The 21274-nt window shown below is 28.3% G+C and carries 18 protein-coding genes; 2 read left to right on the top strand and 16 right to left on the bottom strand.

Features of this window, described 5'->3' with window-relative positions:
- Nucleotide 1: 1 nt before the first annotated feature.
- From GXK56_RS21580 to GXK56_RS21545, 8 genes are all read right to left on the bottom strand, one after another.
- Entirely contained in the window at nucleotides 2-913 is a 912-nt protein-coding gene (locus GXK56_RS21580) for an ROK family protein (RefSeq protein ID WP_160691311.1), read from the bottom strand.
- An 82-nt stretch (nucleotides 914-995) separates the two neighbouring features.
- Nucleotides 996-2393, bottom strand: coding sequence for a glycoside hydrolase family 1 protein (locus GXK56_RS21575; protein ID WP_160691309.1), 1398 nt, complete (start codon nucleotides 2391-2393; stop codon nucleotides 996-998).
- 115 nt (nucleotides 2394-2508) lie between these two features.
- A complete protein-coding gene (locus GXK56_RS21570) occupies nucleotides 2509-3387 on the bottom strand; it encodes an ROK family protein (RefSeq protein ID WP_160691307.1) in 879 nt (292 codons plus the stop codon).
- Between the two features lie 239 nt (nucleotides 3388-3626).
- The gene (locus tag GXK56_RS21565; protein WP_160691305.1) at nucleotides 3627-4346 is read right to left on the bottom strand and encodes a ThuA domain-containing protein; all 720 of its coding nucleotides are present in this window, start codon (nucleotides 4344-4346) and stop codon (nucleotides 3627-3629) included.
- Nucleotides 4343-5131, bottom strand: a complete 789-nt coding sequence (locus GXK56_RS21560) for a sugar phosphate isomerase/epimerase family protein (protein WP_160691303.1) — start codon at nucleotides 5129-5131, stop codon at nucleotides 4343-4345. Before GXK56_RS21560 ends, GXK56_RS21565 begins: the two co-directional genes overlap by 4 nt.
- Nucleotides 5132-5164: 33 nt before the next feature.
- Nucleotides 5165-6106, bottom strand: a complete 942-nt coding sequence (locus GXK56_RS21555) for a 1,4-beta-xylanase (protein WP_160691301.1) — start codon at nucleotides 6104-6106, stop codon at nucleotides 5165-5167.
- Nucleotides 6107-6572: 466 nt separating this feature from the next.
- Complete coding sequence (locus GXK56_RS21550; RefSeq protein WP_243156217.1) at nucleotides 6573-7820, bottom strand: extracellular solute-binding protein; 1248 nt, start codon at nucleotides 7818-7820, stop codon at nucleotides 6573-6575.
- A 50-nt stretch (nucleotides 7821-7870) separates the two neighbouring features.
- On the bottom strand, nucleotides 7871-9148 hold the full coding sequence (locus GXK56_RS21545; RefSeq protein WP_160691297.1) for a response regulator: 1278 nt from the start codon (nucleotides 9146-9148) through the stop codon (nucleotides 7871-7873).
- 158 nt (nucleotides 9149-9306) lie between these two features.
- Between GXK56_RS21545 and GXK56_RS21540 the strand changes: the two genes are divergently transcribed.
- Nucleotides 9307-11055, top strand: a complete 1749-nt coding sequence (locus tag GXK56_RS21540) for a sensor histidine kinase (protein ID WP_243156216.1) — start codon at nucleotides 9307-9309, stop codon at nucleotides 11053-11055.
- A gap of 120 nt (nucleotides 11056-11175) precedes the next feature.
- Here GXK56_RS21540 and GXK56_RS21535 read toward each other — a convergent pair whose 3' ends face one another.
- The 8 genes from GXK56_RS21535 to GXK56_RS21500 form a co-directional block, all read right to left on the bottom strand.
- Complete coding sequence (locus GXK56_RS21535; protein WP_160691295.1) at nucleotides 11176-11454, bottom strand: hypothetical protein; 279 nt, start codon at nucleotides 11452-11454, stop codon at nucleotides 11176-11178.
- The gene (locus tag GXK56_RS21530) at nucleotides 11400-12410 is read right to left on the bottom strand and encodes an ABC transporter ATP-binding protein (protein WP_160691293.1); all 1011 of its coding nucleotides are present in this window, start codon (nucleotides 12408-12410) and stop codon (nucleotides 11400-11402) included. Before GXK56_RS21530 ends, GXK56_RS21535 begins: the two co-directional genes overlap by 55 nt.
- A gap of 1 nt (nucleotide 12411) precedes the next feature.
- Complete coding sequence (locus tag GXK56_RS21525; protein WP_160691291.1) at nucleotides 12412-13434, bottom strand: ABC transporter ATP-binding protein; 1023 nt, start codon at nucleotides 13432-13434, stop codon at nucleotides 12412-12414.
- 12 nt (nucleotides 13435-13446) lie between these two features.
- Complete coding sequence (locus tag GXK56_RS21520; protein WP_160691289.1) at nucleotides 13447-14361, bottom strand: ABC transporter permease; 915 nt, start codon at nucleotides 14359-14361, stop codon at nucleotides 13447-13449.
- Nucleotides 14362-14367: 6 nt separating this feature from the next.
- Nucleotides 14368-15339, bottom strand: a complete 972-nt coding sequence (locus tag GXK56_RS21515; protein ID WP_160691287.1) for an ABC transporter permease — start codon at nucleotides 15337-15339, stop codon at nucleotides 14368-14370.
- Nucleotides 15340-15414: 75 nt separating this feature from the next.
- Complete coding sequence (locus tag GXK56_RS21510; protein WP_160691285.1) at nucleotides 15415-17307, bottom strand: ABC transporter substrate-binding protein; 1893 nt, start codon at nucleotides 17305-17307, stop codon at nucleotides 15415-15417.
- 81 nt (nucleotides 17308-17388) lie between these two features.
- Complete coding sequence (locus tag GXK56_RS21505; RefSeq protein ID WP_160691283.1) at nucleotides 17389-18408, bottom strand: glycoside hydrolase family 130 protein; 1020 nt, start codon at nucleotides 18406-18408, stop codon at nucleotides 17389-17391.
- Nucleotides 18409-18771: 363 nt separating this feature from the next.
- Entirely contained in the window at nucleotides 18772-19893 is a 1122-nt protein-coding gene (locus tag GXK56_RS21500) for an SGNH/GDSL hydrolase family protein (RefSeq protein WP_160691281.1), read from the bottom strand.
- 240 nt (nucleotides 19894-20133) lie between these two features.
- On the opposite strand from GXK56_RS21500, the gene GXK56_RS21495 reads away from it, so the two are divergent.
- Nucleotides 20134-21024: an AraC family transcriptional regulator gene (locus tag GXK56_RS21495; protein ID WP_160691279.1), complete on the top strand. Its 891-nt coding sequence runs from the start codon at nucleotides 20134-20136 to the stop codon at nucleotides 21022-21024.
- Nucleotides 21025-21274: the final 250 nt, after the last annotated feature.

Here is a 21274-nt window from a genome sequence, read left to right as displayed (position 1 = left end):
TCTATCCTAGATATGATTGTCTTTGGAGATAATTATATAATGCACCTAACTTATTAGCATCATTTCCAAATTCACATTTTTTTATAACTGGCTTTATTTTCCCACCTGATTCATTATTCATAAGCAAATCAAGTCTTTCATTTATTTCGTCAACATATTCAGACCTTTCACTTATTGCTCCACCTAAAACAATAACTTCTGGGTCATAGGTATATTGAATATTATATATTCCGATTGCCATAATAATATAATACTTATTTACTTCTTGAATAGCTATTTTATCACCTTTTTTGCATAATTCAAAGACCTCAATTCCATCAATACTTCCTTCTTTTAACCCCTTTAATTCTGCCACCTTATTAGCTAGTGCCATTGTGGAACCAGATTTACTCCAGCTTGAAAATTTAGGTTCTCCATCGAGTTCACAGTTTATAAAACAATAACCAAACTCTCCACCATGCTTATGAACTCCACTATGAATTTTTTTATCTTTAACTATAGCTCCGCCTATACCTGATCCACAAACGACAAAAGCTAGATCTTTATTATCTTTACCAGCACCAAGCCAACATTCTCCAAGTGCAGCACAATTTGCATCGTTTTCAATTTCCACCTTTAAACCTGTAAGCTCTTTTAAAATTTCTTTAAAATTTGGTCCGTGTATATATGAAATAGCACTTAAACCACCAATAATTCCTGTCTCACAATCTACTGCACCTGGTGCACTTATTGCTATTCCTTGTATATCAAATTTTTCCTTCATTTCATTAGTTGTATTTCCTATATTATTAAAAAAAGTTTCCTTATTATCTGGTATTGATAATTTACCACTTTCTAATATATCAGCACCTTGATTAATTACAGACCACTTTATTGAACTTCCCCCAATATCAAAAACCATGAAATTTTCCATTTAAAATCCTCCTAATATAAAATCTAATTAGCTGTCTTAAAATTAGTTTTAAGACAGCTTAATAATTATTCATTCCTAAATATTAAAATCCATTATTTTCAACAACTTCTTTAATCCATTTTCCTGATTTCTTTATAGTTTTCTTTTGAGTTGCTAAATCTAATGCAATAAATCCATATCTATTTTTATACGCATTAGCCCATGACCAACAGTCAATTGGAGTCCATGTATGATATCCAAAACAATTAGAACCCTCGCTTATTCCTTTATGAAGATATTCTAAATGTTCTTTATAGAAGTCTATTCTATAATCATCTTCAATAATACCATCTGCATTTATATACTTCTCTTCTCCTTCAACACCCATGCCATTTTCTGATATATACCAAGGTATGTTGTTATAATTGTCTCTTATATTAATTGCAATATCATACATACACTGTGGATATATTTCCCAACCCCTATATGGGTTCATTCTTCTTCCTGGCATTTCGTAATTATCAAAGTATTCATCTGGCATCCAACCCTTTGATCTGTCAATCTCAGATTCCTTAGCTTTTACTCTTCTTGGTTGATAATAATTTACTCCTAAGAAGTCTACTGTATTATTCTTAATTATTTCCATTTCTTCACTTGTTGCTTCCCAAATAACATTATCTTTTTCTAATATTTCTACTAGTATTTCTGGGAAATGCCCTTTAACAGCTGGATCTAAGAAAGAAGTATTAAAATAACTATCAGCTATTTTAGAAGCTAACATATCTTCTTCACTATTTGATCTTGGGTACGCAGGTGTTAGGTTTAGAACTATTCCTATTTTTCCACCATCTTTATGACAACCCATTTCCCTGAAGGCCTTAACAGCTTTTGCTGATGCTAAATTCAAATTAAACATTACTTGTACTGCTTTTTTACCATCAACTATTTTAGGATAATGGAATTGATATAAATATTCTCCTTCAACTACAACCATAGGTTCATTAAAGGTTGTCCAATTTTTAACCCTATCTCCAAATAGCTCAAAACACTTCTTTGCGAATATAACATATAAATCTACTACATGTTTAGATTCCCATCCACCATATTTATCATATAACTCAACAGGTAAATCAAAATGATGTAAATTCATAACTGGAAGAAGATTATTTTCAATACACTCATCAATTACTTCATTGTAAAATCTTACTCCATCTTCATCTACCTCTCCAGTTTCAAAATCCTTAATCAATCTTGTCCATTGAATTGATGTTCTAAAGCTATTTAATCCTGTCTCTTTAATTAATGCTAAATCCTCTTTATGACTATTATAAAAATTTGATGCCACATTAGGTCCTACTCTATCAAAAAATGCTTCTGGCTCTATATCAAACCAATGATCAAATACACTATCATGCTTTTTGTTAAACCTACCTTCACTTTGTGGACCTGATGTTGCTGAACCCCACCAAAAATTTTCTGGGAATTTAAAATTTATACCCATCTTTTTCTCCTCCTACTTTTTCATGTTTATTATTACTTTTATTAACTATATAGTTATTTTTGAAAAGCCAGTAGACTTTTCTCTATAACTTTTAACTGTAAACTTGTTAACTGACTTAAAGCATTGCTGCTCCTATAAGTCCTGCATTATCACCAATTTGTGCTATTCTTATGTCAACTATTGCTGGATCTGCAACCTTTGTTTTTGTACATTTAATAATTTCAGGTAATAAATATGGATTATTTATCATGACAGCGCCTCCAATAACTACAGTTTCTGGATCCACCACTGCAATTATATTTGCAATTCCAATAGAAATATTATCTATCCATTTATTTATTACTTGTACTGCTTTTTCATCTTTTTTTTCATATAAATCAAACACTTCTTTTGTAGTCAATGTTTTTCCATATGCATCAGAAGCTATTCTTGCAATATGAACACCACTGCACTGACCTTCTAATCCACCCTTGTTTAAACCTACGTGACTATATTGATCTTCATTTATTATCATATTATAAATTTCTGCTGTTTGACTGTGTGCCCCATTTATGATTTTTTTATCAAGAATTAAAGCGCCTCCAACTCCTGTAGAAACTGTAATATAAAAAACTGATTCACATTCTTTCGCGCATCCAACTAAACTTTCTGCAAGACCAGCTACATTTGCATCATTATTAACTTTTACAGGTAAATTTAGTTTCTCATTTAAATACTGTTTAATATTGAAATTTTCCCATCCCTTTAAATTAACTGGATTTAATAACTTTCCTACTTTAAGATCTAAAGGTCCTGGTGCCCCTACACCAACTTTTTCAAAGTCATACTTGCACCATTGAACTTTTATTTGATTAATTAATTTATCTAAATTATAAGCTGCTCCTTTTTGTACTTCGTTTTCAGTTTTGAAAGTTTCTAATATATTTCCTTCTTTTGAAATAACTGCTGCTCTTAAATTAGTTCCACCAATATCAATTCCTATTAAATAAGTCAACCAAATCTCCTCCTAATCTATTTACAAATAACATTAGAATTTCTGCTATTAACATAATTTATTAGGTTAATTATACTATTCAATTCCCCATCATTCAATATATGTTATATCTTTTTATTTAAAATATATACTTTTATCATTTATTATACGTATTTAAACCAATAAATTTCATTTGATTTTACACAATAAAAACTTAACTTCTACTATATTTATAAAAGTTAAGTTTCATATTAACTAAACTATTTACTTTCTAGTGAAAATGGATTTTCGCATTCTATAGGTAAAGGTATTTTTATATCAGAATTACACCATCTAACAGCATTTATAATTATTTTTTGAATATATTCCATATGATAAATTGGATATTCTTCATGACCTGGCTGAAAATAAAATATTTTCCCATAACCTCTTGTGAAAGTACATCCACTTCTAAATACTTCCCCACCTGAAAACCATCCTGTAAATACTACATCATCAGGTTTAGGTATATCGAAGAATTCTCCATACATTTCTTCTTGTGGAATTTCAAGCATTTCTGGTATACCTGCTGCAATAGGATGATAAGGTGCTGTGACCCATAAGCGTTCTCTGTCATCATGGCGCCATTTCAATGTCATTGATGTACCTAAAAGGCTTTTCATTATTTTACTAAAATGAGCTGAATGAAGAGCAATAAGCCCCATTCCTCCAAGGACATGATTTTTTACTCTTTCAGTTACTTCATCACTTACCTCCTCATGTTTAGTATGTCCCCACCAAATAAGCACATCAGTATCTTTAAGAACTTCTTCTGTAAGTCCATGCTCTTCCATATCAAGAGTTGCACATCTTACAACAACATCCTCCTTGACTTTAAGAAAATCTGCCATACACCCATGTATTCCATTAGGATATATTTTTCTAATTACTTCACTTTCACGTTCATGTATAAATTCATTCCATATAGTTACTCTTATCATAATGTAAACTCCCCTATTTTTTTATTAATCCAATTAGCAGATTTCAGCATAAATTCAAGATAATTTTCAGCGCCAAAATGCTCAATTGCAAGTTTTCCAATATATCCACTTCTCTGAAGTCTATATAAAATTTCTTCCATTTTAATGAAGCCCTCTCCAACTGGCGAAGCACATATACTTCCAACTTCATCATAAATTCTATCTTTACAGTGAATATGAATAATTCTATCCTTTAAAACTTCATATGCTCTAAGTTCATCTTCTTTTTTAATAATAAAATTCCCTGTATCTAAAGTAACATAAAGAGATGGAATTTCGCTTAAAAATTTTGCCATCCCACTCACAGAACAAATAGGACTTTTTTCATCGTCAAAATCTTCTATAGTAGCCTTAATTTTATTTTTTTCTGCGCTTTCACAAAGTTTTTTTGTCCTATCAATCATATTTTTTAGTTCTATTTGCCTAATATTCATGTTGTCATCACTATAAAAACCAGGAACAATCATAATTTTATCTGCCTTTATAACTTTTGCAAGTTCAATATGCTTTTCACACTTTTCTAAATCCTCATTTCTAGAAAAATCATAAAAGCCATAAATACTAGACACACTGAAATCATACCTTTTAAGAATTGCACAAAACTTAGCAATATCAGTAATTCCATCTCTATCAACTTCGACTGCTGTGATTCCAGCTTCTTTTATTTTGCCGAAAATTTCCTCTTCAGAGCACTTTTCTTGTTTTGCTGCTTCCAATATATGATGATAAAAAACAGATATCTTCATACTTTTCTCCTTTATTACATTTAATGTTCATTGTTACCTGCTATAATATTCTCTAATTATTTCCTCAGCCTTTTTAAATTTAACACTATAATTACCTGTTAATTTATCTTGTGAACATTTAGGTGATTTTACTGGCCAATCCCAAAAACAAAAACCAACTACAAACTCTTTCTTTGAAGTTTCTTGTAAAAATTCCTTATAATATTCATACTGTTCCTCTTCTGAAGATACTCCATCCCTTATGAGTCTCCAATCATTAGGATTTTTTCCTGCACCTTCTGTTGATGGGCATCCCCCTTCAGCAAAGAAAAAAGGCTTATTATACTTTTTAACTACTTTTTCAATTCTATCTAGTTCAGCCTTAATAGTTCCTCTAGGATAATATCCTGATGAAGAAATATAATCTAATGCATCCCACCACTTTACATTGTGTTCTTGATATTTGTCACAGTTATATGTTAATGCACCATTATATACTTTTCTGAGTTTACTTATTAATCCTCTCCATTCTACTTCTCTATGATCTGTACCAACCATTTCACATCCAATTATCATAATATCAACTTTATTTTCTTCACAAAATTCACCATATGATAATAAATACTCATAGTAGCTTTTAAACCAATCACTCCACTTAGGCTCACAAGGTACATCCTCATCAAAAAATCTAATGTAAGCTCTCCAATATCCATCTTTAACCTCTAACATTGGTTTTACTATAGTTTTTAGACTTTTACTCTTCGCATATTTTATTAATTGTTCTAATTCATGTGGGTTTGGCATGTGAGTGTCTTTCCAATTAATATCTGTTGAATAACAATGTTCTTGGTACGCTGCAAAAGAAAAAGTTATTGTATTAACATTACATTTTTCAACTTGATAATCTATTTCCTTTTTAACCTCCTCAACATTAATATCCTTTGACCAATTCCAAGTTATAAAGTTGAAGCTCTTTATTTCAAATTTCGAATTCATAATCTCTCTCCTCATATAATTTTTATTAAATTTTCAAATCGATTACAGCACCTTCATGGTTTAGTTCTATTTCAAATCTAATCGGATACATGCTAATTCCTCCCGATAATGAAATGGATAAAATAAGAACTCTTATATTAATACAATTTACTAACAAAATATAATTTTTTACTATGCTGTCCTTATTTATTTCTTATTTTAAATATATATCTTTTCAATAACACTGTCTATTCTTTTATTAAATCAAAAACATACCTTTTAATAAAGTATTATTAAAGTATTTTAAGTTAACAATTTACTTTCCTATTAAAGGTCAGCATTAAAGCAAATTCCTTATGTTACTTTATATAATTTTACATAAAAAAAGAAATAAAGAATAAACTTAATATTTGTGTCTATTCTCTATTTCTTATATAAAAATTAATCAATGTTCATATATAAAAATACTCATTTGGGTTCCATAAAATTAATTTCTAATTTTACTCATGTATTCTTTCCACTTTTGATTAATCTGGTATTGAATAGGCTTTACATCTGATGCTATTACATATTTCTGAGTAAAGTTTCCATCTAGTCCATTAATTTTTCTAAAATCATAATACTTATCATGGATTTCACTATCTTTAATAGTCTGACTTTTAGATACCTCTTCCTGTAATATTATAGGCAAGTTAAACTGTTCTAAATTTTTAATCATTTTTATGTTATCTTTACTGTTTTTTAAAGCCGATAGTACATTTACTGCTTTTGAATATCTATCTTCTTCAAACATATATTTCAAAAATTCCTTGGAAAGCTTAGGATATTTGGTATTTTTACTAATAGCAAATTTATTATCTCCATCAACTGTAACAACTTTACTTCCTGGAATCGGAAAAATTGAAATATCCTCTTCAGGCATGCCCATATCCTCTAATTGATATATAAAATCCGAATTTAAAATAATCATTCCAATTTTCCCATTTTTCATATCACTTTTACATTGTTGCCAATCATAATTCAAGAAATCATTTTCACAATATCCATTTTGAACTATTTTTCTTGCAAATTCTAAAGATTTGTAAAATGAACTTTCCTCACTAAATATATCTTTTGATTTTACTACAAAGCTTTTTTCTAAATCTGGATTGAATAAATAAGGAATACTATCAGCCCACATATTCATGCTCCATTTTTCTCTGTAGTTTATAGCAATTGGGATTACTCCTATATTTTTTATTTTATCGCATGCATCAAAAAATTCTTCTTCAGTTTTAGGTAATTCCTTTATATTTGCTTGTTTAAAAATTTTCTTATTATAAATCACTCCTTGCCAAGTTATAGATGCTGTTAAGCTATATGCTTTACCATCTAAACCTAAATTGTAATTATATATTTTATCCTTATTAAATCCCAAATCATCTAATGGTAAAAAATAATTATTTATTTCACTAAAATTTATAGCTGTTGGAACTAAAGTTACATCTGGTAACTCACCTACTGCAGCTTTTCTTCTCAATATTTCTTCAGAATCTCCTATAAGCTCTAAATTTATTTTAGCTTTAGGATGTATTTTTTGAAAATTCCCTATTAATGAATCCAATTCTTTTCTTTTATCAGTTCTATTGCTTATAAACGTAATATTTCCCTCAATATCATCATTTTCCTTATCACTTGTATAAAGTGTTGATTTACTATATCCACTAAAAATTATAAAATATAAAAAAGCTATCATTGACATGAATAAAAATAATAATAATAATATAATACCTATTTTTTTCACTCTCATCTTATCTCACACTCATAACCTCTATTAGAATTGTATTTATTGTTTCTATAATCATTAGGAGTAGTTCCTGTTATTTTTTTAAAGGCTCTTCCAAAGGTTATAGCATCATTGTAACCTACATTTTTCGCAACTTCATAAACTTTTAAATTAGTCGTCAACAATATTTCTTTAGCTTTTTTTATTCTGTAGTTAGACAAAAAATCATAGAATCCTTCTCCAATTTCTTTCTTAAATAATTCGGATAAATAATTTTGACTTAAAAATACCTCTTCTGCTACATCTTTCAATGTTATGCTTTTATTAAAATTATTAATTATATATTCTTTGGCTAATTTTATAACTGTAATATCAGAATTATTGTTATCAATATTTAATGTTTCTAATAACTTATTGGATTCATTTAAAAAATATTTTTTTGAAATGTTATTATAATATAAGTTTTCTTTCATTTTTTTAACAAGCTTAACATACTCTCTTAATTTCCATACTGTTTCTGTATATTCTAATATATAGACATTTCGATTATTTTTTATAAATATATCTGCTTCATTTTCTATATATTCAATTATCAAATCTATTTCTTCATATTTATCTCGTTTAAAATAGAAAATTAAATATATATTTTTATCATAAAAAAAAGAGGAATATTCTATTCCATCATACTTATCTAATATATTTTTTATGAAATCTTTTTCTATAGTATGGCCTTCACTTTTTTTGTTCTTTTCAATTACAATCATTTTATAAATATAATCTTCATCTAATTGTATATTGTTTAATAATAGCTTGTCTGCTCTGTTGTTAATATCGTTATTTAAGAATAAAATCTTTTTAAAAAAATCTTTTTTTAACACTTCTCTAGACTCACTTAACAATTTACGATGCTTTTTATCATTTTCTATTTTTATTTCTACTTCTTTAATTACCTTGCTTAACTCATCTTTTTGTATAGGTTTTAATAAGTAATTAAATGCCCCAGCCTTCATTGAATCTCTAACATAACTAAATTCATCATACCCACTTAAAACTATAAATACTGGTGGATTTTTTAATTCTTTTTCAGCCTTCTCTATTAACTCTATGCCTGTCATTACAGGCATTTTTATATCTGTAATTACTAAATCCACAAAACTTTCATTGTTTTTCAAATATTCTAATACTACTGCTCCATTAGGAAAATCGTAAACAATTTCATATTGACTAAATAATCTTTTAAGTATTGTTCCTAATCCAATTCTAATTATTCTATCATCATCTACAACTACTATTCTCATTTTTTCCTCCAAGTTGAATATATTTGAAAATTGTTATATATTTGAATTATACAATAATATTTCTATATTTAAAATATAATTCTATTATGATAAAGTTGTGTTTTTTATATGGAAAAAGATTTATAACGGTTGGTGAATTTATGTTTTTTATTAAATCAATGTCAATAAAAAAATTAACTTTATTTATTTTTGTAATTATGTATATTATATTTTTCATAATTACTAGTTTTAATTTATATTCATATTCAAACTATGAATTTAATAAAACTGAAAAACTTTTAAAAAATTTCAATATAAGTCTAAGCCAACAAATTATAGAGAAGTTTAATAATATTTCTGATATATCAAAATATCCGTTACTTATTCCTGATACAAATAAACTTCATTCTATCCTCTCTTCTTCTACATATTATGATATAGATGATTTTAATTATTTAAAAAATATATGTGATATGATGTTAATTCAAAATGATACGATTAATGGGACATATATATACGACATAAAAGGAAGAGGTATATTTTCCACAAGAAATAGTCTTAATAACAAGCTTAAGAATCCCTCTCTAGAAAATTGGTTTATTAATACTTTAGATTCTGATGATGCAACAGTAATTATTCCTAACATAACAGCAAATAATATATTTGAGTCCACAGCTTCAAATACAGATCATTTAATAGGCTTTACTAGAAAAATAATTGATATTAGAAATCAAAAGATAAATGGAATATTACTGATTACTTTTTCTGCAGATCAAATTCTAAATTTATTAAAAAATGATCTGCCATTTAACGATCAAATCGTTTCTTTATATGACTCTAACGGTAAATTAATTATAAATACTAATGACAATTCTAGTACATTTATTCCATCATACAAGCAACTACATAGTGCGACATCAATTCCTGATATACAGTATATAAATAATAATATCCCCTTTGTAGTCTCCTGTAACACTATACCTACAACAAACTGGATAATGGTAAATTCAATTCCAAAAGCTGATGTATACCATATTGATAGCTTGTATATAATATCATTTATAAATACAGTAATATTTTTCTTAATATTTTTTGTATCTATATATATATTCTTTATTAAGAGAATATTTAATCCTATAAAATCTTTAATTTCAAATATGGAACGTAATATTGAAGTTAATTTAGACTATAAATTTTCTTATAATAAAAATGATGAAATTGGAATCCTAATAAAATCTTACAATGAAATGAAAAATAGGATAAGTGATTTAATTAATATAAATTATAAAAATCAAATTGAACAAAAAGAACTTGAACTTAAACAATTACAAAATCAGATTAACCCACATTTTATTTATAATACCTTGGAATCAATTCGCATGATGGCAGAAATAAATGATGATTTAGAAACTTCTACCATGTCTGAATATTTTGGTTCTATCATAAGATATAGTATGAATAGAAAGATAAATACCGTCTTATTAAAAGATGAAATAGATATTATTGAAAATTATATTTATGTTCAAAAAATTAGATTTGATCAAATTTTTAAAATTGAAAATCTAATAACTCCAGAAGTTATAAATTGTGAAATAATAAAGATGATAATTCAACCCCTAATTGAAAATTCTATTTATCATGGCTTAAGCGAGTGTACTGGAAATGGAAAGATAATAATTCAAGGTCTTCATGTAAATGATAACCTAGTCTTAACTATATCTGATAATGGTATAGGAATAGATGAAGACAATTTAAAAAGATTAAATGATTATATTAACGATATGAACAATGACTTTAAAGGCATTGCTTTAAGAAATATAAATAAAAGATTGAAATTAAATTATGGCGATGAATATGGACTAGAAATCTTTAGTATTTTAGGGAAAGGAACTTCTATGGTTTTAACGCTTCCTTACATAATTAAATAACTAAGATTGTTCTTTACTTTTAGTTATTTAATTATGACTAAAAAGCAGAAAAGCTTATATTTTATAAATCTATAAACTTTTTTGCTTTTTTTAAATATATTGTTGTATATATAAATATTTTTATACTTTTTTAGCATTATAATTACTTTCGTTTTTCTTAGTCAAATATTTTATTGGAATAATTCCACCAAGAATTATGATTAAATTAACTATAATAGTCATAGTATAGACTACCTGTCCACCAACGTTTTCTTTTATAGTTAATATTCCAATTAATGATATTCCTAACATCCCACAGGATATACATTGTATAAACTTAATAAATTTAAGTATTGAATCTAACTCTAAATTATCTGACCTTCTAATCTTTTTTGTTCTATTTCTTCTGGATAATGGCATGCTACATAGCCTCCCTTATATTCTACTAATTCTGGTTCTTCTTTTTCACATTTTTCATTATAATAAGGACATCTTGTATGAAACTTGCATCCTGTTGGTGGATTAATTATGCTTGGCATATCCAATGTCCTTAAAGGTAGTCCACTAGATCCACTGCTTCTTCTTTTTCCTATACTTTCTGGAACTGCTGCTAAAAGTGCATGAAAGTATGGATGTTTTGGATTATCTATTGCATCATAAATAGAATTTAATTCTACAATTCTTCCCAAATACATTACTACAACTCTTCCGTTTTTAGCAATATATCTTGCAGTTGCCAAGTCATGGGTTATATATATAAATGAAATATTATATTTCTTATTCATCTTAGTCATTAAATCTATTAAGGAAATTCTAAGTGATACATCAACCATAGATACAGGTTCATCTGCTACTATTAATTTAGGCTTTACAGATAAAGCTCTTGCAAGCAATATTCTCTGTCTTTGTCCACCACTTAATTGATGTGGATACTTATATAAAAATTGTTCTTGAGGAACTAATCCAACTTCTTCAAAATATTCACTTAATATTTTTTCTGCTTCCTCTTTATTTTTAGCTATCTTATGTTGTAATAAAGGCATTGATAATGATTGAAATATTGTTCTATTTGGATTTAATGCTGCAAAAGAATCTTGATGAACCATTTGTACTCCTAATCTATAATCCTTATACTCTCCCCCTCTTAATTTTGCTATATCTTTTCCTCTATATACTATCTTTCCTTTCGTAGGTTTATTAAGTCCAACTATCATTTTTCCTAGAGTTGTTTTCCCACATCCACTTTCTCCAACAACTGCTATTATCTCTCCCTCTTGAACCTCTAAATCTACTTCTGATAAAACACATACTTTTTCTTTTTTATTTACTCTATTATCAAAATACATACTAGTATTATCTATTTTTAGTAAGCTCATTTTATGCACCCTCTTTCACTGCTTCTTTAGTTATAAAGTCTGTATACTTATAGCATCTAGTACATTTATTTTCATTAACTTCGTATAATGTCTCTGTCTTTTCTTTATTACCTTCACATCTATCTTCTAAGTACATGTAACAACGTGCTGAAAATTTGCATTCTTTAAACTCTTGAATAAGGTTTGGAGGTGACCCAGGTATTGCTTTTCGCTTAGTTATATCATCGTGTAAGGTTGGAATTGCGTTAAGCAAGCCTTTTGTATAAGGATGGGATGGTTCATCAAATACATCTTCCACTTCTCCATATTCAACAATTTCTCCTGCATACATTACTGCAATTCTATCAATAATTCCAGAAATCACTGAAATATCATGAGTTAAAAAAACTAGTGTTACTCCTAATTCGTCATGAATCTGCTTTAACAAATCCATTATGTACCACTGAGTTATAACATCTAACGCGGTGGTTGGCTCATCAAGAATTATTACTTTAGGATCTAAAATAAGACTTAATGCTATAAGGACTCTTTGTTTCATACCTCCACTTAACTGATGGGGGTAATACTCTAGTACTCCTTTATCCAATCTTACGTACTCTAGAACCTTTCCTGCCTTTTCCATTATTTCATCAACAGGCATTTTATTAGTATGAGCATATACAGTTTCTATAAAATGCTCTCTAATTCTAAGAACAGGATTTAATGCATTTTGTGCAGCCTGAAATACTGTAGCAATCTCGCTCCATCTATAATTGTTAAATTGATTTTGATTTAAATCTAATAAATTAATTTTTTCATTATTTTCTGTGTAATAATAAACTTCTCCAGAAGATATTTTACCAGGTGCTTGTACCAGATTTAAAATACCATAGGCCATTGTTGACTTTCCACTGCCACTTTCTCCTATTATTCCAACAATTTCACTTTTATATATGGTGAATGAAACATTATCACAAGCTCTTAATTTCTTTTTATTAAGCATAAAATCAATTGTTAAGTTTTTTACTTCAATTAACGGCTCCATTCTTTAACCTCCCTATTTACGCAATCTTGGATTCATAGCTTCATCTAAACCATTAGCAAATAAATAACAGCCTAATTGAAAAAATAATATTCCCATTATTGGTGTTAAGAAATAAACTATTGGTCCAACTCCACCATATAAAACAGCTGATTGAGACATGGCCATTTGCATCATCATTCCCCAATGGCTACCTTGAAATGGGACTAATCCTAATACCATAAGTCCTACAGATGTTATTATTGCTCCCTTCATAATAGCTATAAAATTTATTGCTATAAATGAAGTTATATTAGGAACAATATCCTTTAGGATTATATTAAAATTACTAATGCCCATTATTTTACTAGCTTCAATAAAATCTTTGTGCCTAATGACAAGAACTTGAGATCTAATGGCTTTAGCTAATCCTGCCCATGACCATAGGCTTAATACCAATCCAAATAACACATCATTATCGACATTTATAACCATTGAAAGAACCATAGTTACAGGAAAACTCGGCATAGTTAATACTACATTAGTAATCATCATCAATACTTCATCTGTTTTACCACCAACAAGTCCAGAAAAAATTCCTATAGCACAAGCAAATACTATTGCAAATAATGCTGCATAAAAAGCAACCAGCAACACTGCTCTTGATCCTGTTACAAATTGAGCTAATATATCTCTTCCTGCATAATCGGTACCTAATAAATGATCTATTGATGGACCTTGCAATCTTTCCAAATAATTAGAAGAAGGTGCTTTTACGATAATTGGACCAATAATAGCTAATATTAAAAAGAAAATTAATATTATAAAGCCAACTCTAGCCATTTTATTTTTCCATATTACTTGAAAAAACTCTCTGCAGGAGTTTAAAAAACTACCTTCCTTACTATAACTAGCCACAAGTCTTTTATTGGGTTTAATTCCACTTATCATATTCTATTACTCCTTTAATCTTGGATTCAATTTTGTATATAAAAATTCAGCAATCAACCCTGATAATAAAACCATAACTATTATCATTAAAAACATTCCTTGCATTAATGGATAGTCTCTTCTTGATATTGCTGTAGTTAAATAATATCCAACTCCTGGATACACAAATAAGTTTTCAATTAGTGGAGAACCTCCAAACATCATCCCAAAAGAAATGGCAACACTTGTAACCATTGGCAACACTGCATTTCTTCCCAAGTAACTAAGTACTATACGTTTATTGGAAAGACCTCTTGCTTTAGCATAATTAATATAGTCTTCTCCAAGTACTGACATACAACTGGCTTTCATTCCCATAATCCATCCTGCAAGTGTTGTAACAAAATATGCAATAATCGGCAAGGCTGCATGATATAAAACGTCTAAAATAAATTTTATATTAAATCCCACAGTAATATCTGAATTATATGCTCCTTTTGAAGGAAATAAACCTAATCCAACTGAAAATAATAATATTAAAAGGTATGCTACTATATAATCTGGAATAGCTCCAAATATGGCTTGATATGCAGTTATAGCACCATCTAAAATATTACTTCTTTTCCAAGCTACATAAATTCCCAGTATGACACCAACTGTAAAAGAAAGCAGCAATGAAATTGAACAAACTAGCAGTGTCCAAGGTAATGCACCTAAAACTATCGTAGATACTTCACCCTTATAGGACATAGATTGCCCTAAATTTCCTGTAGAAATATTTTTTACATATGTGATGAATCTTTGTACTACAGGAACATCCGGGTCATAATTAAGTGCAAGTTTTGCTTTGCTAAGTGCTTGGTCATATGGTAATTGATTAGTTTTCATATATTCTTGTGCTAATGTATTAACTGGATCCCCTGGCATAGCTTGTATTACAAAAAACACCAACAGCAACGATGTTAGCATAGTTACTAAGCAGGTAATTAATTTTTTCATCTTCCTTTCCTCCTTATTGTTCGTAATAAATATATTCTCAAAGGGTATACCCTTTGAGAATATAAAACTTTTTAATTATTTGATATAATATAACTCTCCTGATCTTAAAGCCTTTCCTAAAACAGCTGACGTAGTTCCTGACCAGTAGAAATCTTTCAATTCTTGTCCTGTTGGAGCTACTGGCATAGAAAGCTTTGGATTATGAATTCTATATACATAGTATTTTTCGCTAATTGGTAAAAACCACATATTATCATTAAAGAATTTTGCAAATTCTTCTGTTACTTTTGAAATATCTTTATCACTAGCAGCATTGAATAAATCCATTTGTTTTTGGCTATAGTTAAAATCTTCTCCTGTTACTTCATCTTTAAATACTAATCCACCTGTCTTAGGGAATTGTATATTCATTTTCTTACCATACCACCATATTCCATCATATGCTTCGTATGGATGTTGTGTATTCGTAGGACTTCCAAAACCATCTACAACCATATGTGCATCACCTGATATAGAATAATCATTATATGCAGCTGCCTCTTTTGGAGTAAATGTAGCATTTAATCCAAACTCTTTTAACTCATTAGCTGCCGCTTCACCCATAACCACATGAGCTGGGTATTCACCAACACCTGCTATTTTTATTTCAGGTGATTCACCCTTTGAATCAACCCACTTTCCACTTTTTTCTGACCAACCAGCTTTTTTAAGCAATTCTTTAGCTTTATCCAAATTCATAGTATAATTATCTAAAGTCTTAAGGAAATCTTTTGATAAATATTTATCTCTAACTGAAGGTGGTAACCCAACCCCATATTCATCTCCAAGTCTCATTCCTGGTTCAGATACTGGTGCAAGTTGTGCTTTATTAACAATATAAGCAATAGCTTTTCTTACATTTAAATCGCTTGTAGGATATTTATTAATATTATTGCAAAATCCAAGAGAACTGTACTCTGGAACCACCATTTGCCTAATTGTATCCTTATTATTTTCAGCAACCTTTTGAGCCATATCTGGTGATAAACCTACACCTTCTAAATCATATTCTTTATTCATAATAGAAACTGCAGTAGATTCTGTACTTGTTGCTCTTACCCCTCTAATCTTTTCAATTGGAAGTTTATTTCTGAAATATTTATTTCTTTCTAATATAGTTTCAGATGCTGTTACCTTGCTAGGAACATATGCTCCTGAACACTTAATTGACATTATATCTGGAAGATATTTATTCATTTCAGTTGTAGCATCACTTACAATCTTATCTCCGTCCTTAGTAAATTTATAATTTCCATTGTCATCTAATTGTCTGTTATTTTCAAAAGCTGTTTTAAATGAATTTGCCCATTTTCCATATTCTGATGCAGGATATTTAACTGCTGATTTTAAAATATAATCTAATAATAAATTTGCATCTCTTTTATATTTAATTTCTACAGTTACATCATCTTTTTTAATTACACTATCAGCATAATATGCAACTTTATTTACTGTCATATCCATAAATGTATTACATATTAAATCATCAGCATTTAATGGAGACCCATCACTCCACTTTAAATCCTTTTTTAAAGTTAAAGTTAAAACTTTATCCTTAAATTCATACTTATCTAGCAATGAAGGTTTGAATACCTTTTCAGGTTGTGAACTATAATCACATAAATAATCATAAATAATTGGTTCCATTGACCAATCTGGACCTCCATTTACAGCTGGATTACCATGGCCAGCTGGCGGTGGTGTAAATGATAATACTGTAGTAAGAACAGTACCATCAAAGCTTGCCTTCTCACCATCTAATTTTGCATTTTTTAATTTAGTATCCACTTTTGTAACACTATCTTCCACACTTTTTGATGTTACTTCTTTTGTTGAATTATTTTTGCTTCCACATGCAATAAATGATGTCATAGTCATTGTTAAAGCCATACTCATTATTAAGATTTTTGATAACTTTGATTTTCTCATTTTTTTCCCCCCATAATTTTATAGTGCCTTATTATTTATATAGAAATTATTTCAAGCAAACTTTGTAAGAACATCTCTAATCTATTTTAATTCTTCTGCATCTCCATTTCCCAATATGGAATTATTTTTAATATATTCAACTAATTCTTCTACTTTGGTATATGCTACAGCTAAATAAGTATCAGCAGCACCATAATAAATAGCTATTCTTCCTGTCTCCTCATCATGTAATGTAGCGCATGGAAATACAACATTAGGTACAAATCCTGTTGTTTCATAATTCTTTTCTGGAGTTAAAATATAATCCTTACATCTATACAGTACTTTAGAAGGTTTATCTATATCTAATATAGCTGCTCCCATTGAATATACAAATCCATTACAAGTTGTTGAAACACCATGATAGAGTAATAACCATCCCTCTGAAGTTTCTATTGGCACAGCTCCAGCACCTATCTTTACGCCTTGCCACCAACCAGATGCTCCACTTGCCATTACCCTTTTATGTTTTCCCCAATATGTTAAATCTGGACTTTCACTTAAGAAAATATCACCAAAAGGTGTATGTCCACTATCTGATGGCCTGCTAAGAAGCATATATCTATCATTTATTTTTCTTGGGAATAACACTCCATTTCTATTAAACGGTATATATGGATTATCAAGTCTTATAAATTCTTTAAAATCTTTTGTACATCCAAGACCTAATGCTGCTCCACAAAAATCTGTACACCAAATTATATAATAAGTATCTTCTATCTTTACCAATCTTGGATCATATGAATAATTTGGTTGATAGTCATTTCCCTCTTCATCCTTCCAATGAATTTCTTCATCTTCTATTTCCCATTTAAGTCCATCAATACTGCGTCCAAGGTGAATTCTTGCTTTTCCATCTTTATGGTCTGCTCTAAATACTCCTATAAATTCTCCTTCATATGGAATTACAGCACTGTTATATACTCTTGCAGTATTTTGTGTTGGATTCCATCCTATTATTGGATTTTTGCTATGTCTCCAAACCAACTCACTAGAATCTTCTGGTCTATCTTCCCATGGAATATTTTTAGCACCATTGCTTAAAATTTTTACTTTATCCATTTGTAGTTACCTCCTTATTTCTTTGCCCTTTTTTAAACTATAAATAATGTGTTTATTAAAAATTGGAATTAAATTCTACACTTATTCCTAAGCTTTAACCTTACAGTTTTATGTTAATGTATACATTTTCATTTTTCAATTAATTATAATAATAATCTGAATTAATGCTTATAAATCTTTATTTTTGTATATATATTTTTTCTGTAAAGTAATATCATATATTTCACTGCCATTTTCTAAACAAAAATGAACTGTAGAAAAAATAAAATCACTGTTATGATACAGTTTTTTCTTTTTTCTACAGTTCATTTAATAATAATTTATTAATTTCAATACCAATAATCATTCTGCTTTTATAAGCTTTTATGATACTAAAATTCCTAGTATAGTTATTTCCTTTAATGCATTTTCCTTAACTACTTCTATTTCTATTTTATATTTTTTAGTTTCATCACTTAATTCTAAAATTTCTGTTGCTGAATAATCTCCCCAACCATCTTTAAAGTAAGTATTTAACAATACTTTATCTTTATCATTTACTATTATTCGAATTTTCCCAGCGCTTTCTGATACGCTTTTTTTATATAACAAAACAATATTTTTTGCATCTAATTCAAAAGTAAGCTTACCATCTTTGTTTTCTCCTTCATTAAAGATCCAACCATTTTGGAAAACTTGAAATCCTTCATCATAATTTTTGAAACCTTTAATTACTTTTGGCGTGATTTTTAAATTATTTAATATAATTCCATTTATATATCTGTCCCCAAATACACATGGAATTTCTAAAATATTATCGCTAATTTTTATATCTTTTCCTTTTATGTAGTCATTTTTATACACATCTTCTATTAAATTTATTAGCAATTGAGATATTATATAATGTCCAATATCATTAGGGTGTACTTCATCTGTTAATATATCGAAAAATTTAATTTTATTTTTATCAACTTCAACTTTAACAGTATCTCTAAAACTTATCATAGGCACATTGTATCTTTCCCCTATTTGTACCTGTTGTTCTTGCACATTAAATCCTGTATCCAGTGTCATAAACACTTCTATTACTGCAGGCTTACTTTTGCTATTTAGTAATTTTCTTATTAAACTTTCATATGCCACTTTACACGAATAATCTTCATCATCATTTACAGCTGCATCAACAAATACTATATCAGGATTTTCACTTATAACCTGGTTTTCAGCTCTATGAACTCCTATTAATGATCCTGTTGCTCCTACTCCTGCATTTATATGTTTTACATTTGCATTTTTAAATTTTTCTTTAAACCAATTATATGTTAATTCTACATAACATTTTTCATAAACAGTTGAATGACAACCTTGGGTTATAGACCCTCCTAAAAATACAATTGTAATATCCTCACCTTTTTCTGCTTTATCAATTAATTTTAATATTCTGCTTACATCACCTTTGCTTACTAAAGATTTTTTGTACATTTCATCTGTTATATTAAATTCCATCTTATTTATTCCTCCTAAAGAAATCCTTTAAATCTACCTTGGTTAAACGTAGCTTAATCATTTACATTTATTGTTTGAATAATTTCTTTAATATCAGTATAATGATTTTTATAAACATAAACTTGCATTATTTCAGCAAATAATATCACTATTTTGATATTAATTAAATGCGATTAACTTTTTATACATAGAAATCTAGTTATAATTAACTTTCAAGAAATATGCTGAGAGGTATTAGATATGGATAAAAATATATTAAAAGAAACTACTCATTCTGGAGATTCAATGTTTCCAGTATATAGTCAAAGCATAAATGTTGGTTCAAAAACAAGTATGCTCAATTGTCATTGGCATGATGAAATAGAATTTATTTTAATCACTTCAGGCAGAGCAATATTTCAAATAGAAAATTGTTCCTATGAGGTTAATGAAGGTGACATAATTATTGTCGGTAGCAGAGAACTTCATTCTGCTTATTGCTTAGATTCTGAAAATAGCTGCCTTTGCAAATCCATAATATTTAATAGCGAAATGCTAAGCAGTAAAAGTAGCGATGCAATTCAAATAAAATTCATAAACCCACTTATAAATAGTCAATTAATACTTCCTCACCATTTAACTTGTACTAACAATAATGAAATAGCTATAAAGAATTTTTTAGCAGACCTTATAAACACTTTATATTCTAAAGACGATAATTTTGAATTAATGGCAAAGTCATATTTATATATGCTATTTTCAAAAATAATGCTTCTGGTTACATATAAAGATACAAGTGACATGTTAAATCATAATACTAATGATAAATTAGACAGCATTAAACATATACTTGATTACATTCACATTAACTATAGCAAGCAACTTACAATAAAAGAGCTTTCATCAGAACTTAATATGAGTGAAGGCCACTTTTGCAGAGTATTCAAATCAATTACTTTTAAAACTCCTGTTGACTATCTAAACTATTATAGAACAACAAAAGCTCAAGATATGCTTTTAAATAGCACTAAAAAAGTATTGGAAATCTCAATGGATGTTGGTTTTAACAATCTCAGTTATTTTATAAATATTTTTAAAAAGAATACTGGATACACTCCTTCTTTGTTTAGAAAAAAATTTAGCAATATGTAGATTATTAATAAAAGTTTACTTTTATATGTATTCTTTATTAATTCAAAATAAAAGGAAATCCGGCTCTGTAAAAAATTTTGTGTAAACTGAATAAAATCAACTCCTTCTTGGCAATAATTGAAATAACAAATTATTACAAGAAGGAGTTTTTTTATGAGTACTGTGTCGAAAGAATTATTGAGAGAATATATAAAGGAGCAAAATTTTACTAGTGCTAATGACATACTAGCTGGCTTAAAAGATATGTTTA

It is taken from the genome of Clostridium sp. C2-6-12 (assembly GCF_009928485.1).
In the GTDB taxonomy this organism is placed as follows: domain Bacteria; phylum Bacillota; class Clostridia; order Clostridiales; family Clostridiaceae; genus Clostridium.
The sequence above is the reverse complement of the archived record's forward strand: the minus strand, read 5'-3'. Positions and strand labels throughout refer to the sequence as shown.

Bases quoted from the DNA above. Each gene is read 5' to 3' on its own strand.
- GXK56_RS21515 (WP_160691287.1), bottom strand. From the start codon at position 15,339: ATGAAAAAATTAATTACCTGCTTAGTAACTATGCTAACATCGTTGCTG.
- GXK56_RS21525 (WP_160691291.1), bottom strand. From the start codon at position 13,434: ATGGAGCCGTTAATTGAAGTAAAAAACTTAACAATTGATTTTATGCTT.
- GXK56_RS21580 (WP_160691311.1), bottom strand. From the start codon at position 913: ATGGAAAATTTCATGGTTTTTGATATTGGGGGAAGTTCAATAAAGTGG.
- GXK56_RS21500 (WP_160691281.1), bottom strand. From the start codon at position 19,893: ATGGAATTTAATATAACAGATGAAATGTACAAAAAATCTTTAGTAAGC.
- GXK56_RS21550 (WP_243156217.1), bottom strand. From the start codon at position 7,820: ATGATAGCTTTTTTATATTTTATAATTTTTAGTGGATATAGTAAATCA.
- GXK56_RS21510 (WP_160691285.1), bottom strand. From the start codon at position 17,307: ATGAGAAAATCAAAGTTATCAAAAATCTTAATAATGAGTATGGCTTTA.
- GXK56_RS21560 (WP_160691303.1), bottom strand. From the start codon at position 5,131: ATGAAGATATCTGTTTTTTATCATCATATATTGGAAGCAGCAAAACAA.
- GXK56_RS21535 (WP_160691295.1), bottom strand. From the start codon at position 11,454: ATGCCATTATCCAGAAGAAATAGAACAAAAAAGATTAGAAGGTCAGAT.
- GXK56_RS21565 (WP_160691305.1), bottom strand. From the start codon at position 4,346: ATGATAAGAGTAACTATATGGAATGAATTTATACATGAACGTGAAAGT.
- GXK56_RS21520 (WP_160691289.1), bottom strand. From the start codon at position 14,361: ATGATAAGTGGAATTAAACCCAATAAAAGACTTGTGGCTAGTTATAGT.
- GXK56_RS21575 (WP_160691309.1), bottom strand. From the start codon at position 2,393: ATGGGTATAAATTTTAAATTCCCAGAAAATTTTTGGTGGGGTTCAGCA.
- GXK56_RS21545 (WP_160691297.1), bottom strand. From the start codon at position 9,148: ATGAGAATAGTAGTTGTAGATGATGATAGAATAATTAGAATTGGATTA.
- GXK56_RS21495 (WP_160691279.1), top strand. From the start codon at position 20,134: ATGGATAAAAATATATTAAAAGAAACTACTCATTCTGGAGATTCAATG.
- GXK56_RS21505 (WP_160691283.1), bottom strand. From the start codon at position 18,408: ATGGATAAAGTAAAAATTTTAAGCAATGGTGCTAAAAATATTCCATGG.
- GXK56_RS21530 (WP_160691293.1), bottom strand. From the start codon at position 12,410: ATGAGCTTACTAAAAATAGATAATACTAGTATGTATTTTGATAATAGA.
- GXK56_RS21555 (WP_160691301.1), bottom strand. From the start codon at position 6,106: ATGAATTCGAAATTTGAAATAAAGAGCTTCAACTTTATAACTTGGAAT.
- GXK56_RS21540 (WP_243156216.1), top strand. From the start codon at position 9,307: ATGTCAATAAAAAAATTAACTTTATTTATTTTTGTAATTATGTATATT.